This is a genomic window from Thermoleptolyngbya sp. PKUAC-SCTB121 (assembly GCF_016919485.1).
Taxonomy (GTDB): domain Bacteria; phylum Cyanobacteriota; class Cyanobacteriia; order Elainellales; family Elainellaceae; genus Thermoleptolyngbya; species Thermoleptolyngbya sichuanensis.
Genome location: NZ_CP070366.1, coordinates 2,284,155 through 2,299,155, shown reverse-complemented (window position 1 = coordinate 2,299,155; position 15,001 = coordinate 2,284,155). Strand labels below are relative to the sequence as shown.

Here is a 15,001-nt window from a genome sequence, read left to right as displayed (position 1 = left end):
CTTCCAGAACAGGATGACCCTGTTGCCTGAGCAGATCGCCGGAGACCCTGTCGCACTGCCGCAAGTGATCGAGCGCCTCGTGGAAGAAGCAGCGCGATCGCCCGTTTTGCGAAATCCAGCGGTTAGCCGTTCAAAAACTTTGATATGGAGTGCAGATCGACCCAGTTTGCTCAACCTTCTGTAAGAAGCCGACCCCAATTCAGGAGGCCCCAGGCAGATGGATAAAAACAAACCTAAAGTTGCAGGTCGATCAGCGCATACTGGGCCCTTCGCAGCGGTCTGCCCAGGACAATGCAGGATCGGAAAGCCGAATTCGCTGTAGATTCATTCCCAAGTACCAGAAGAGAAGCCAGAGGCGACTTCCAGCAGAAAGGAGTTTCAACGGCTTGCAACCCTTTAGCGCTACGTCAGTCTACAGTTTAACATCCTTCTCGCAAACGACCAGAGGCTAATGGGTGATAGAGCAGGGCAAACGCCTACTCAGGACGCAAGGAGGGAAGAGAGGCAGAAGTGATTCCGTTGTTCTATCCTGCCCTGAGGCACTCGCCTGCCGGAAATCGCCAATCCCAAGCGCAAAGCCTATCTCAGCAACATGAGCGATATAGAATAGGCAGTCCAGCAAGCGCTGCTCCCGGCGGGTAAAGCAGGGCTTCGGTCGCCATAGGATGCGTCTGTCCTGTTTCTCCTGTGGCTTTCGCTTGTCCTCTGATCCCCCGCAGCGGTAAGCTCATCCCACCTGCTGTTCTGGAACGAAGGAGAACGTCATGGCGGTGCAGGAGAAAACGCTGACCTGTGGGCAGCTCGAATGGTTTTATCGAGCAGTAGAAGGAGATACAGCGAGCAACCGAGTGCCTGTCGTGCTGCTGCACGGGCTGCCTGCTGCGGGCTATAGCTGGCGCGGTGTGATGTTGGCGCTGGAGGAGTGGGGGTTTGGGGCGATCGCCCCCGACTGGATTGGTTTTGGTTCCTCGGCAAAACCCGACCGCCGCACCTTTGCCTACACGCCCGATGCCTACGCCACTGCACTGGAAACGTTTCTGACCACCTTGGGGATCGATCGCTGCTCGCTGATTGTGCAGGGATTCATCGGCTCTGTGGGGCTGCAATATGCTCTGCGCCATCCCGACCAGATCGAGCGGCTGGTCATCCTGAATGCCCCGGTGACGAGCCGCGCCAAACTTCCCTGGAAGATGCAGCAGTTGGGGCTGCCGCTGGCGGGCGAAATGTTCACCCAAGACCCGCTGCTGGTGGATCGGACGCTCGAAGGCGGCGGGGGCTATGTGGTGAAAGACGAAGATCTGGATGTATATCGCCGCCCCTTTTTGAAAAGCTCGGATGCGGGTCGGGCCCTGTTTGCCGCCGTGCAAAACCTGCGCCTGCCGCAGGCTACTGCCGAGATTGAGCAGGGGTTTCAAGCCTGGACGAAGCCCGTTTTGGTGGGCTGGGGAATGCGCGATCGCTGGCTGCCTTTCAGCCTGGCCGAGGCATTTGTGCAAGCCACTCCTGAAGCAGAACTGATCCAACTGCCGGACGTGGGGCACTATCCGCAAATCGACTGGTTCGACAAGGTGAATGAAGCGATCCTGCCCTTCCTGCTGAGAACCGTCATTTGACCCAGGTTATCTCACTGCGGCCCTCTGGGCAGACCTCACGGTGACTTGGCAAGCACAGCAGGTGTCGCGGTGGTGGTCGGCATGGGACTCACTGCGGCCCTCTGGGCAGACCTCACGGTGACTCTCTCAGCAGATTCGGAGATCAATATATTTCTTCAGCACTTTTTTTCCAGAAACATCCGCCTTTTGGAGGATAAAAAAGTCTCGATTCTTTACCCCGATCCCCTTGCAAAGGATCACATGTCGCATCACACTAAACGTGGGGATCAAACAGGCGTTAAACGGCGGTTAAGAGGTCATTGTGAAAAGGGTATTAGCGATTATTCTGGGCGGCGGTGCAGGCACCCGCCTGTATCCACTCACAAAGCTGAGAGCCAAGCCAGCCGTGCCGCTGGCGGGCAAGTATCGCTTGATTGATATTCCGGTTAGCAACTGCATCAATTCCGACATTTACAAGATCTTCGTCCTGACGCAGTTCAACTCAGCGTCGCTCAATCGCCATATCTCCCGTACCTATAGCTTTTCGGGGTTCCACGAAGGATTTGTGGAAGTGCTGGCAGCACAGCAAACTCCCGAAAATCCCAACTGGTTTCAGGGCACGGCTGACGCGGTGCGGCAATATCTCTGGATGTTCCAGGACTACGACGTAGATCAGTATCTAATCCTGTCTGGCGACCACCTCTATCGCATGGACTATAGCGATTTTGTGGAGCGCCACCGCGAAACCAAGGCCGACATTACGATTTCGGTGCTGCCGATGGACAATGAGCGGGCCTCAGATTTTGGTCTGATGAAGATCAATGAGGATGGACGCATCATTGACTTTTACGAGAAGCCCAAGGGCGAGGCCCTGAAGCAGATGCAGGTGGATACTACTGTGCTAGGGCTGACCCCCGAAGAGGCAAAGCTCAAGCCTTACATTGCGTCGATGGGCATCTATGTGTTTGAAAAGCAGGTGATGTTTGACCTGCTGCGGCGATCGCCCGAACAGACCGACTTTGGCAAGGAAATCATTCCCTCCTCTGCCAAAGACTACAACCTGCAGGCCTATTTGTATAACGGCTACTGGGAAGACATTGGGACAATCCGCTCGTTCTACGATGCCAACCTAGCGCTGACGCAACAGCCCCATCCGCCCTTTAGCTTCTACGACGAAAAGGCTCCCATCTATACCCGCGGGCGATCGCTCCCGCCCAGCAAGCTGCTCGACTGCACCATTACCGAGTCGATGATCGGCGAGGGCTGCATTCTAAAAAACTGTCAGGTGCATCACTCTGTTCTGGGCATCCGCACGCGCATCGAGTCGGGCTGCGTAGTGCAAGACACGCTGATCATGGGGTCAGACTTTTATCAGCCCCTGGTCGAGCGCTCGAACAGTTGCGATGATGGCAAAGTGCCCCTCGGCATCGGCGCGAACACCACGATTCGCGGGGCAATTATCGACAAGAACGCCTGCATCGGCTGCGATGTCAAAATTTTGAACAAGGATCACGTCGAAGAAGCTGCCCGCGAAGAATACGGCTTCTATATCCGCAACGGAATCGTGGTGGTTCTCAAGGGGGCAACGATTCCAGATGGAACCGTGATCTGAGGATTCAGACCTTAGGGTTTGGTTCTGGAGGGCAAGACTCTGCTGCTGTGGATCAACGCACTGCTGCCCCAACGCCAACGGTTTTTCATCTGATTGTTCTGATTGGTCTGCCGGGAAGCGGAAAGTCCACGCTGGCGCAGGTTTTAGTCAATAACTATGGCTGTCGGCTAGTGTCTACAGACGCGATCCGGGGGCGACTGTTTGGCGACGAGGCGACGCAGGGCCCCTGGCCGCTGATCTGGCAGGAAGTCGAGCAGGCTTTTCGAGCGGTGACGGGCGTTCGTCCAAATCAAATCGTTCTGAAGCGACGGTCTGACGCTGCAAAGCCGCTTACGCGCACCCCGTCTCACGAAATCTCTCATACGCTCTACGACGCGACCAATGCAGCACGGCGGCAGCGGCGGGAGGTCGTGCAACTGGGGCGGCGCTGTGGCTTTTCACACATTACGGGGCTATGGCTAGATGTGCCGCTGAGCCTGTGTTTGGAGCGAAACCGAAAGCGCGATCGCCAGGTTCCTGAACCCATCATCGAGCAGATGCATTGCCGCCTCTCCACAGCCCCACCCAGCCTCAGCGACGGCTTCGATACCTTGATTCACCTGCCGCCAGCCTTTTGTCCAGACCCTACAACCTGGGATTCGGCTCGGTTTGGGAAACCACACCCCCAATTCTCTTGAAGCTTTGATAGGGTTGGAATAGGGGCGTTGTCGCCACCCCCCAGTTGGTATGCCTAACCCATTGGCTCAAGTAGCTTGATCGATTCGAGGAATCTGAGCCATTCAAGCGATTCAAGCAATTCAGCAAGTCAAGTAATTCAGTCAATTCAGTCAATTCAGTCAATTCAGAGTAGGTGATGACCCGATGGCTGCTCAGGACTTCAAAGACTACTACGCCATCCTTGGAATCAGCAAAAGCGCCAGCGCCGACGAACTCAAGCGGGCCTACCGCAAACTGGCGCGGCAATATCACCCTGACATGAATCCTGGCAACGCGGCAGCCGAGGCTCGCTTTAAGGAAATCAACGAAGCCTACGAAGTGCTGTCTGACCCAGACAAGCGCCGCAAATATGACCAGTTTGGGCAATATTGGAAACAGGCAGAAGGCTTTGGCGGCGGCGCTCCGGGCGACTTTGGCGGATTTGACTTTAGCCAATACGGCAGCTTCGATGATTTTATCAATGAGCTGCTGGGCCGGTTTGCGGGCGGCGTTCCGGGTGGCGATCGCAGCTATGGCTATCGTCCGGGCACTCCACCGGGGGGCTTTGGGGGGTTTGGTGGGTTTGGCGAACCTCCGACCAGCGCGGGCGGCGATTTGGAAGCCAACCTCAGCATGACCCTATCGGAGGCGTTTAAGGGTGTGCAAAAACGACTAATTTTGGGCAGCGAAGAAATCGAGGTGCGGATTCCGGCGGGGGCCAAACCGGGCAGCAAGATTCGCGTGCGGGGCAAAGGACAGATGAATCCCTATACCCGTCAGCGAGGAGATTTGTATCTCAAAATCGACATCCAGCCCCACCCGTTTTTCCGATTTGAAGAGGACAATCTGGTGTGTGAAGTGGCGATCGCCCCTGATGAAGCCGTGCTGGGAACCGCCATCGACGTGCCTACGCCAGACGGTCTCGTGACCATGAACGTGCCCGCTGGAATCCGCTCCGGCCAAACGCTGCGGCTGCGAGGTAAGGGCTGGGTGAATCCTAAAGGCGGGCGTGGCGATCAGTTGGTGAAAATCGTCATCGTGCCTCCTAAGGATCTCAGCCCTGCTGAGCGCGAATACTACGAAAAAATCCGCGATAGCCGGACGTTTGACCCCCGTAGTGGACTAAAGCACATCCGGCTCTAGCCCTTATTTTCGATTCAGAAAGCTGTAGGACTTATGCACTGGTGACAAGTGTGCTGGGTGTTGGACGATTTCTTGCGGACACAGCCCGCGAGAAATCGTCCAACTGCGTAAGTCCTAAAGCTGATTCAGAAAGCTGGCTCCTGAAAAGCTGCGCCCCACATTTACCTCCTGAGACAGAGGACACCCCTGGATCGAGTTACATACTCTGGAGATATATCTTGACTCCCTGAGGGGATGTGCCTACCGCACGTCCCTCTTTTTGTCGCTGATATGGATTGTTGCTGATGTGGGCGCGATGGGGTGCGCGGGGCTGTAGGGATTGGGGATTTTAGATTGCCGATTTTGGATTATGAAGCCACGGATTTATTGAGCTTTTAGCTATTCCAGGCTTTTGGCTACCTCGACTCCAGCGGCAGAAACACCGTCAGCACTTCGCCTCGCTGGGGTCGTTGTTTCACGATTAGCTTGCCGCCTAGCGCCTGGAACAGATTTTTGGTTACCGCTAGGCTAAGGCTGAGGCTACCCGTTTCGGGCTGGAACATCAGCAGTTGCCCCAGCGATTTTAGCGGTGGCACAAAGCCCAGATTAGCTCCGGCTGGGTCGGCGGCTGGTTGTTCTGCCTCAAATTGGAGCTTGAGCTGGTGTCCGGCTAGCTCCACCTGGAGGCGAATTTCGCTCCCTGGCGCAAGGGTCTGCGTGAGTCGGTCGATCAGCCCGGTCAAAACCTGATCAAACAGGTTGGGGTCGGTGACGACGTTCGGCAGCTTTTGGGGCAGTTCGACCTGGAGCGTCAAACTGCGCTGGCTGGCAAGCTGCTTCCACCGGGACACGTTTTGCTCGAACACCTGCGCCAGGGACACCGGGGCCAGGGGCATCAGCGGATGCTTGACCGGAGCCGTTTCTAGTTCTGCGGCGCGGAAAATCAGGTTAAACCGATCGATTTGTTCGGTGCATTCTTGGTCGATGACTTGCAGGCGCTTTAGCACGTCGGGGCTGAGGTCTTTGCGCTTGAGCAGGAGCCGCGTCAGGGTGCGGATGGTGGTCAGCGGCGTGCGGACTTCGTGGGCGATCGCCTGCAAGAGTTCCATATCCAGGTGTTCGCTCTTGGCGCTCAGCAGATTATCTGCCTCTGCCTGGCCCTTGCGGCTAGCATTGTTTCCATTGGTCGAGCTTGACTGCTGCAAGCCCAGGGCGATCGCCTCGCCATCATGGAGCCAGTGCAAGGGCGACACCTCAACGACCTCGGCCGCTTCTTCTGGGACACTGGAGCGATCGCCCACAGTCGGCAGCGAGTTGGGATGGGCTTCCCACTCCAGCGGCTCTGGCAAAAAGTCGAGCATCAGCCGATTGAACCGGGAAACCAGTCGATAGTCGGGCAATGCGGTGGGGCGATCGTCGGGACGATTGGGATCGAGCGGCATGAACTGGATAACCAGTGGCTCGATCTGTCCCAAGATCCCCGCCCCTGCGAACAGCAGCCGTGCCCGCAGCGCCTGCCACGCCGCCCGCACCACCACCGGGTCAAAGGACAGCATAAACGCAGGCGTGCCTTCCAGATCTTCCCCTAGCACCATCACCAGCCCAAAGGTGGGCGTTAGCACCAGGCAAAACTGCTCCGCCGCCAGCGGATCATTGGGCATGAGGGGCACCGTGGCCGCCGTAGAGCCGTGCGGGGCGTTGTGCTGGGCCGAGGGCAACAGCCGGAACGGAAGCCACGACGCGGTTTCTAGCGCATTTACCGTGAAATTCCAGGTGGCAACTCGTGCGACCACATCGGGTGCTTCTAGCACGGGCAGCGGCCCCGATAGCACCAAAGCCTGGGCTTTTGCTTTGGAAGATCGAGGTTTGGGGTCAAAGGGGAGCGTTTCCAAAAGTAGATGGTTCAGCGCGGCGATCGCCCCCCACCATTCGCGCTCAGCCTTAAGCTGCTGCCGGGCCACAGGGCCAGGCTGCCGCACCGGGCTTTCTGCCTGGGCAACGACTTCACTGAGGGTGGGTAGATACCACTTATGCACGGCTGCGCGTCCTGGAAACAAACGGTTCCAATATCGATGAGTGCAGAGCAGTGAGGTAAAACGCGGCTGCCATTGCCCCTAGAGAGGTTCTACAGAGGCAGTATACCCACAGGCATTCAGCCCTGGCACATCTCTCTGGTACATCTCTCTGGCACACTTACCTGGCACACTTGCCTGGCACCATCTGGGCCAATGCACAGCGATCGCGCCTTATCACTAATCACCTCATGAATCACCTCATGCTCCTATATAAGACGATATCGATAAACCTCCAGAGAGCCTAGCTCTAGAACCGAACTCTGGGGTCGCAATGCCCGCCCTATGATGGGGATCAGGGGCGATCGCCCTCAAGCTGGGACACGAACAGAGGACTGATGCAGTGGCCGGATTTCTCGCGGGCGCAGTCCACAAGAAATCCTCCAAAATCCAACTGATTGCAAGTTATTGCAAGTGCGTAAGTCCTGAAAAGACAGAGGGCAGAGACTTGGCGACGGTACTGGTGGTGTGTCCGGGGATGCATTCGCCCCGGCTTACAGAATCTTTTCTAGCGGCAGTAGCGCTGGATCGGCTGGACACGATGCAAATTTGCGTCATACCGGGCGATCGCCAGCCCGTTTATTCGCCGCTGTACGGGCTGAAGGTGTTGCAGCATCGGCTGGGCGCACCCTGGGCCGCCCCGCCGGTCTTGTTTCTCGGCTTTAGTGCAGGTGTGGTAGGGTTGGCGGCGATCGCCCCCCTCTGGCAAGCGCTCGGCGGAACCGTGCTGGGGCTGATTGCGCTAGACGGCTGGGGTATGCCCCTGAGCGGCCCTTTCCCCATCCATCGACTCAGCCACGATCGCTTTACCGACTGGAGTTCGGCCTTGCTAGATGGGCCAGCGGTGAGCGCTAGGGGAAGCCGCTTTTATGCAGAACCCGCCGTGGCGCATCTGGATCTGTGGCGATCGCCCCACACGACGACGGGCTGGTGGCATTCGGCATCGGGGTCTCAGGTGTTCACCACGGCGGCGGCGTGCCTGCAAGCGCTGATTCAGACTGCTGTTGCTCAATAACCGCTTTAGGGTCGCATATCCACCTAATCGACAACCCCAATGCTCCACTCCACACCTGAACTAGAAACGCAGCGACTTTATCTGCAACAGTTTCAGCCAGACGACCTCGACGCGCTGGCAGCGCTATCAGCCAATCCAGACGTGATGCGCTACGTGGGAAAAGGTGTCCGTACGCGAGCAGAAACTCAAATCGGGCTGCATCGCATGATTGATCATTGGCAGGCGCACGGCTTTGGCATGTGGAAGCTGGTGGAAAACGAGACAGGGGCTTTTGTTGGGCGGGCCGGGCTGATTTATCTGGACAGCACGCCAGAAATCGAAGTGGGGTATGTGCTGGGTTGCCCCTTTTGGGGACGTGGGCTGGCTACCGAAGCGGCGCGGGCCAGCCTCCAGTTTGGGTTTGATACCTTAGGGCTGGAGCGAATCGTGGCGATCGCCCGGCCCGAAAACCACGCCTCACAGCGTGTCATGCAAAAACTCGGCATGACCTATGAAAAAGACGCTTTTTACTACAACTGTGCGGTCGTGTATTGGGCGATCGCCCGCGAACATTTCTCGCCATGACACCCACTCACAGTCACCCCCCTCAAACTAGCCTGAGGCTGCCCTCGACCTAGCGTAGAAGGATGAATGGAGCAATACACTAGACTCAATGCGGATGGCGAGACTCGAACTCGCAAGGCAAAGCCACACGCCCCTCAAACGTGCGCGTATACCAATTCCGCCACATCCGCGTGGGGGGAACAGGCAAATCAGCATGAGGGATGACTGCTGACTTACTCACAGTCTTTAACTGTACTCCAAAATCGCGCAATCGTCCAAGCCACGCGCTGCAAATTTGCCACCAATTTCTCGCCAATTTCGCCTATGTTTTTCTCAGGGCTAGAAAATTTTTGCATCCCTCAAGTTTTGCGCCTCTCATTGTTGCGTCCTCTCAATGGGTGCGCGTCTAAGTTGGGCCCATTTCGTTAGTCGCTGATGCTGTCTCCTTCTTCGCCCGACTCACTCCCAAAGCCGCTGGTTGACCTAGAGCAGCGAATGCGCCCGCTTCTGCCCGCCAGCCTTTATGCCGCGCTGTGGGTCGATCCCACTGCCGACACGCTGATGCAGGTGTTTCAGCACCTACGCACAATGCAGCAGGTGTTGCATGACTACATGCCCCGCCAGGTGTCCGAAGCGCCGCCCCTGCCAGGAGAACTGCGCCATGGCTGGCAGGAGGGGACGCTGCTGTTTACCGATCTGGCGGGCTTTACGCCCCTGCTAGAGGCAAATGCGGATGCGGGGTCGGAGGGCGCGGCGGCGCTGTTGACGCTGATTAACCAATATTTCTCCAGCATGATTGAAATTATCAGCAAGTCGGGGGGCGACCTGCTGGAGTTTACGGGCGATGCCATGCTGGTGCAGTTTTTGCCAGGGCGAGATGGCAGCGATGCGGCGCAGGCGGTGCGGGCGGGCCTGCGAATGCAGCGGGCGATGACCCAATTCACCGCGCTGGACATGCCCCAGGGTCAGTTTTCGCTGGAGATGCGGGTGGGCATTCATTCTGGACGGTTTCTGACGGCGGATATTGGCACGCCAGAGCGAATGGGGCGGGTGCTGCTGGGAAAGACAGTGCAGCAGGCGAAGCGGGCAGAGTCAGCTAGTGCTGTGGGGCGGGTGTGCGTGAGTCGGGAAGTGGGCGATCGCCTCGGTCAAGAATTTCCGCTCCAGCCGCTCGATGCCCAGCACAGCCTGGTGATTGACCAGCTTAGCCCGGAGGAACTAGGAGAATATGACATCACGCTGCCCCGTCGCCGCATGGCTTCATCGATGCTGATGGATCGCAGCATCCCCGGCCTGAGTGAGGAAATTCAAAAGTCGGTAGGTCTGGTAGAGCCACTGGCCAGCTACTTGCCCGCGCCGATTCTGAACCTGCTGGTGGAATGCGCTGCTCAGCGTCAGATTCCGCCGGCCTTCCCAACCCCAACGGTGGTCTTTGTCAACCTGATGGGGCTGCCGGAAGCCGTAGACCTGGCCTCGCCTGATGAAGTGGATCTGCTGGTGCGCCGCTATTCGCAAGCGTTTGCGCTGATCCACGCCAGCGTGCGATCGCGCGGCGGCATTTTGCAAAAGGTGACCTATCATTCCCTCGGTTCCGACATGCTGGTCTACTTCGGAGCGCTGGGCAGCCACCCCGAAGATGCGCTGCGGGCAGCAGACATGGCTCTGGAGGTTCGCCAAATTGTCCACCAGCTTGCACCACCACGGTCTGCGGGTCAGCCTGTGGACATCGCCTGTCGCATCGGCCTCGACCAGGGCCCAGTGTTTGCCGCCGAAATCGGCTCGCCCCGTGCCCGCCGCGAGTTTAATATCCTGGGGGACCCCGTGAACACGGCCGCCCGCCTGATGACCCTTGCCAGCAGTGGACAAATTTTGCTGACGGAATCGGTGTATCGGGCGATCGCCCCCCACTATCCCTGCACGCCCATCGGTGATTTGTTTCTCAAAGGCAAAACCACACCCCAGCCCACCTTTGAGCTTGAATCCCCATAGGACTTCACAGTTGGACGATTTCTCGCGGGCTGCGCTCGCGAGAAATCGTCCAAAATTCAGAAAACTGAGCGCAAGTGCGTAAGCCCTGCCCCGATTTGAGACAGAGACGCACTAAGCTCCAATCCCAGCTTCAGGCTAAAAAAATTGTCCTGACTGAAACAGGGGTTGCTATCATTAAGCCGTTTTTCAGAGCAATTTTTGTAGCGCTCTGAAAAGCATGTTTCAGCGTGGCTTGTGCGGATACAGCACGGTTTTTCAGATGGCTTACCCACACGCCAAACTCCAGTTTCAAAGCTGCCTTAACGCTTTCTCTGAGGGCAAATTATAGGGCGATCGCCTACGGATTCAGTTTTATGTCAAAAAGGATACTAGGTTAGTCAAATTAATCAATTGACATGTTAATTTCATCGCTCCAGATTGGGCAACCTTGCTTTATCACTTTTGTTTCAGACGTTAGATATCAGGAGATATTGGGTTCAACCTTCTAGCAAGGTCATGTCCCGCCTCCCTTTCTCGACCTTCCCAGGAGTTCTCAGAAATGCTCTCAGAAGCATGAAATAGAACTCCGAAAAAACTCCGAAATTCCCAATCTGGCAACGCAGAATCCCTGTCCCCCCTCCGTACTTCCTCCCGCTGTTCAAGTTCGTTAGGAAAACAGTTAATGGCTACTCTGATTGGAACCCCCGGCCCGGACTTTTTGCTTGGCACTCCCGATGCTGATCTCATTTTTGGCGAGGATGGAGATGATTACCTCCTTGGCGCTGCTGGCAACGACCAAATTAACGGTGGCAATGGTAACGACCTGCTCCAGGGCAATGCAGGCAACGATCTGATAGATGGCGGCGCTGGCAACGACACCCTCTCCGGCGGCATCGGCAATGACACTCTCAACGGCGGCGACGGCGACGACCTGATCTATGCTGACAGCGGCCTCAACCGACTAAATGGTGGACAAGGAGCCGATACACTGGTCGCGGGCACTGGCGGGCGAGATGTCATGACCGGTGGCCCCGGCCGCGATGTGTTCGTCCTGGCCAATGGCACAGGCGGTAGCCAACGAAGAAACGCCAACGTCATCACCGATTTCAACCCCAATCAAGACCGCATTGGTCTAGCAGGCGACCTGCGCTTCAATAACCTCAGCATCGTCCAGGGCACAGGCAACAACCGCAACAACGTCATCATTCGCAACCGTCAGACGGGTGAATTTCTGGCGATCGTCCGCAATGTGAACGTCAGCCGCCTCACCCGCACCAACGTAGCCGCCTTCCCGCTGCCCCCCCGCGACACCACGCCGCCCAGCGCTGCCAACCTAGTCATCGCCAATCCCAATATCACTGTTGCGGGAGGAACCACCCAGACCTTCACTATTCAATATGCCGATGCGGTTCAGCTCAATAGCCTCAGCTTCCGCAATGGCAACCTGCTCATCACGGGCCCCAATGGCTTTGTGCAGGGGGCGCAGTTGGTCGGCTTTACTCCCGTCGGCAACGGCACCTCCCGCACCGTGACCTATCAAATCACAGCCCCCGGCGGCACTTGGGATGCCAACGACAACGGCACCTACCAGGTTTCGCTGCAAGCCGGGCAAATCTTCGACACCAGCGGCAACGCAGCCCCTGCGGCGACGCTTGGCAGTTTCAATGTCAGCGTGCCCATTCCCATCGTGCCTGTCAGCGTTGCCGTCTCGCCTGCTAACGTGGTCGAGGACAGCGGCGGCACTCTGGTCTACACCTTCACCCGCACCACCTTCATCCGCAATGCCCTGACTGTCAACTTCACCCTAGGCGGCACCGCCACGCGCGGCACCGACTATAACGTGACGGGAGCCAGCATTACAGGCAGCACGGGCACGATTATCTTTGCCCCCAACGCCAGCACTGCCACGATCCAAGTCACCCCCATTGCAGATAACCTGATCGAGCCAAACGAAACGGTCATCGTAGCGCTGGCCCCTGGTGCTGGCTACAGTCTCGCTTCTGCCAGCAGCGCCACAGGCACTATCATCGACGATGAAAGCCAGATCGCACTATCTGTGTCTCCTGCTAGCGTTCTAGAAGACAGCGGCAGTGAGCTGGTTTACACCTTCACTCGGACAGGATTTCTAAACCGCAGCATCACGGTGAGTTTTGGAGTGGGCGGCACCGCAGGCTTTGGCGCAACCAGCGACTACACCGTAAACGCACCGCTAGGAACAACATTTACCTATGGCGCATCGGCGGGCACGATTACCTTTGCGGCAGGGGAAAGCACCAAAACGCTGCGTATCCGCCCCAACGCAGACACAGTGGTTGAGCCTGACGAAACCGTGGCTTTGACGCTTAACAATGGTGTCGGCTACGTTCGAGCCACGATGACTCCAGTGATTGGAACCATCGTAAATGACGATAGCTCCGTAAGTGTTGCGGTTTCGCCTAGTGCTGTTCTCGAAGATAGCGGCACGGGGATGGTCTACACCTTTACCCGAAACGGATTCACAGGCAACGCAATCACCGTAAACTTTACAGTCGGCGGCACGGCAACCTTAGGCGGGCCAAGTTCGGATTACACCATCACAAGCGCAACGGTCACGGGTGGAAAGGGCACCATTAACTTTGCGGTCGGAGAAACTACAAAGACGATCACCGTCACGCCCACCAGCGACAACGTGGTGGAACCCAGTGAAACTGTTGTGATTGGGGTGGCAACTGGCACGGGGTATGTAGTCGGTTCACCCAGCACTGCCATAGGCACGATTCAAAATGATGACTCTAGCATCCAGCTTTCCGTATCGCCCAGCAGCGTGCTAGAAGATAGCGGCGAAGATCTGGTCTTTACCTTCACCCGTACAGCGTTCCTCGATCGCCCAATTACGGTCAACTTTGGCGTGGGTGGCACAGCAACCTTCAGCACCGACTACACGGTGTCTGCGCCCGTAGGCACAACCTTTACCTACACGGCGCTGGGGGGAACGGTGCAGTTTGCCGCTGGCGAATCGACCAAGACGATCCTTGTGAAGCCCGTTGCAGACTCCAGCCTAGAGCCGAATGAACTGGTGACGCTGACCCTGCAACCGGGGACAGGCTACACGCCCGTCAGCACGACACCAGTTTCCGGCATCATCGAAGACGACGACGCAATCGTGACGCTAACGGTTTCGCCCGACAATGTTTTGGAAGACAGCGGACAGGAAATTGTCTACACCTTCACGCGAGTAGGCGCAACGACTCGTGCGCTGACGGTAAACTTTGCGGTAGGCGGTACGGCGACGTTTGGTGCAGGCGGCAATGACTACACGGTCGAAGGCGCAGCCAGCTTTAACCCCACAGCGGGCACGATTACGTTTGCACCTGGGGCGACCACGGCTGTTTTGCGGATTAAGCCTGTTGCGGATCTAGGCACGATTGAACCAGACGAGACCATTAGCCTGACGCTCGCTAGCGGGTCTGGCTATACCATCGGCACGACAGCCCCGCAGATCAGCACGATCCTCAACGATGACGGCATCGTCACCAACACAAACGACTCTGGAGCGGGGTCGCTGCGCCAGGCGATTATTGCCGCCAATAATGCCAACTCGATTGCCAACCCAACGATTACCTTTGCGTCATCGGTAAGCGGCACGATTCAGCTTGCCTCAGCGCTGCCTGACTTGTCGCGCAATATGACGATTGACGGGCCTGGGGCTGGGACGCTCACCATTTCGCGGGATTCAGCCGCAGCAACAAACTTCAGAATCTTTACTCTCCAGCCAGCTATCACAGCAACGATTGAAGGGCTAACAATCTCCGGTGGAAACGTGGCCACGGGAAATGGGGGCGGCATCGCCAACTTGGGCGGTACGCTGAACCTGGAAAACCTGGTCGTGCAGAATAGCCAGGCGCAGCTCGGCGGTGGCATCTTCAACCAAGGCGGTACAACGACGCTGCTAAACACAATCGTAAGGAATAATACTGCCGGCAGTGGGACGAGCGGCGCGGGCGGCGGCATCAGCAACCAGAGCGGTACGGTTAACATCCAGGGCAGTAGCCAAATCGTGAACAACGCAGCGGCTAGCATCGGTGGCGGGGTTTCCAACGATTCTGGCGGCACCCTGAATGTGACAGGAACTGCAGGTCAGCGAATTCTGTTTTCTGGTAATGTTGCCCAGAACTCGTCAGGCGGTGGCTTGTACAATGCTGGAACGTCCAATATCAACTTTGCCAATTTTGTCGGCAATCAGGCGAGCAATATTGGTATGGGCGGCGGCGGGATTTTCATCGCATCAGGTGGTGTTTTGGCGGTGAATAATTCGATCTTTAATAATTCGCCGCTGAATACGCCAAACAACCTGGCTGGCGACTTGTCTAACTTCAGCGGAACTGGAAACACGGGCATTTAG

Annotated in this window: 10 protein-coding genes and 1 tRNA gene; 9 read left to right on the top strand and 2 right to left on the bottom strand. The window is 57.1% G+C overall.

From position 1 onward, the window contains the following. Positions 1 to 13 precede the first annotated feature (13 nt). From JTM80_RS09685 to JTM80_RS09665, 5 genes are all read left to right on the top strand, one after another. On the top strand, positions 14 to 184 hold the full coding sequence (locus JTM80_RS09685) for a hypothetical protein (protein WP_172358291.1): 171 nt from the start codon (positions 14 to 16) through the stop codon (positions 182 to 184). Positions 185 to 764: 580 nt separating this feature from the next. Then, positions 765 to 1,613, top strand: a complete 849-nt coding sequence (locus tag JTM80_RS09680; RefSeq protein ID WP_172358292.1) for an alpha/beta fold hydrolase — start codon at positions 765 to 767, stop codon at positions 1,611 to 1,613. Between the two features lie 301 nt (positions 1,614 to 1,914). Continuing rightward, complete coding sequence (locus tag JTM80_RS09675) at positions 1,915 to 3,204, top strand: glucose-1-phosphate adenylyltransferase (protein WP_205371081.1); 1,290 nt, start codon at positions 1,915 to 1,917, stop codon at positions 3,202 to 3,204. Positions 3,205 to 3,251: 47 nt separating this feature from the next. Continuing rightward, on the top strand, positions 3,252 to 3,881 hold the full coding sequence (locus tag JTM80_RS09670; RefSeq protein WP_172358294.1) for an AAA family ATPase: 630 nt from the start codon (positions 3,252 to 3,254) through the stop codon (positions 3,879 to 3,881). Between the two features lie 184 nt (positions 3,882 to 4,065). Next, positions 4,066 to 5,043 carry a DnaJ C-terminal domain-containing protein gene (locus JTM80_RS09665; RefSeq protein ID WP_172358295.1) on the top strand — a complete coding sequence of 326 codons (978 nt, stop codon included), beginning with the start codon at positions 4,066 to 4,068 and terminating at the stop codon, positions 5,041 to 5,043. A gap of 395 nt (positions 5,044 to 5,438) precedes the next feature. Here the strand turns inward: JTM80_RS09665 and JTM80_RS09660 are convergent, their stop codons facing one another. Continuing rightward, positions 5,439 to 7,058: a sensor histidine kinase KdpD gene (locus JTM80_RS09660; protein ID WP_205371080.1), complete on the bottom strand. Its 1,620-nt coding sequence runs from the start codon at positions 7,056 to 7,058 to the stop codon at positions 5,439 to 5,441. Between the two features lie 484 nt (positions 7,059 to 7,542). Between JTM80_RS09660 and JTM80_RS09655 the strand changes: the two genes are divergently transcribed. Continuing rightward, a complete protein-coding gene (locus JTM80_RS09655) occupies positions 7,543 to 8,109 on the top strand; it encodes a hypothetical protein (RefSeq protein ID WP_205371079.1) in 567 nt (188 codons plus the stop codon). Between the two features lie 39 nt (positions 8,110 to 8,148). Then, positions 8,149 to 8,673: a GNAT family N-acetyltransferase gene (locus JTM80_RS09650; protein ID WP_172358296.1), complete on the top strand. Its 525-nt coding sequence runs from the start codon at positions 8,149 to 8,151 to the stop codon at positions 8,671 to 8,673. 89 nt (positions 8,674 to 8,762) lie between these two features. On the opposite strand, the gene JTM80_RS09645 is transcribed toward JTM80_RS09650, so the two are convergent. Then, positions 8,763 to 8,843, bottom strand: a tRNA-Leu gene (locus tag JTM80_RS09645). Between the two features lie 244 nt (positions 8,844 to 9,087). Here JTM80_RS09645 and JTM80_RS09640 point away from each other — a divergent pair. Together JTM80_RS09640 and JTM80_RS09635 are read left to right on the top strand one after the other, a co-directional pair. Then, complete coding sequence (locus JTM80_RS09640; protein ID WP_172358297.1) at positions 9,088 to 10,641, top strand: adenylate/guanylate cyclase domain-containing protein; 1,554 nt, start codon at positions 9,088 to 9,090, stop codon at positions 10,639 to 10,641. A 661-nt stretch (positions 10,642 to 11,302) separates the two neighbouring features. After that, positions 11,303 to 15,001, top strand: a complete 3,699-nt coding sequence (locus JTM80_RS09635; protein WP_205371078.1) for a Calx-beta domain-containing protein — start codon at positions 11,303 to 11,305, stop codon at positions 14,999 to 15,001.

Excerpts from the sequence above, each read along its gene's own strand:
- JTM80_RS09685 (WP_172358291.1), top strand. The coding sequence starts at position 14 with ATGACCCTGTTGCCTGAGCAGATCGCCGGAGACCCTGTCGCACTGCCG.
- JTM80_RS09650 (WP_172358296.1), top strand. The coding sequence starts at position 8,149 with ATGCTCCACTCCACACCTGAACTAGAAACGCAGCGACTTTATCTGCAA.
- JTM80_RS09640 (WP_172358297.1), top strand. The coding sequence starts at position 9,088 with ATGCTGTCTCCTTCTTCGCCCGACTCACTCCCAAAGCCGCTGGTTGAC.
- JTM80_RS09680 (WP_172358292.1), top strand. The coding sequence starts at position 765 with ATGGCGGTGCAGGAGAAAACGCTGACCTGTGGGCAGCTCGAATGGTTT.
- JTM80_RS09635 (WP_205371078.1), top strand. The coding sequence starts at position 11,303 with ATGGCTACTCTGATTGGAACCCCCGGCCCGGACTTTTTGCTTGGCACT.
- JTM80_RS09665 (WP_172358295.1), top strand. The coding sequence starts at position 4,066 with ATGGCTGCTCAGGACTTCAAAGACTACTACGCCATCCTTGGAATCAGC.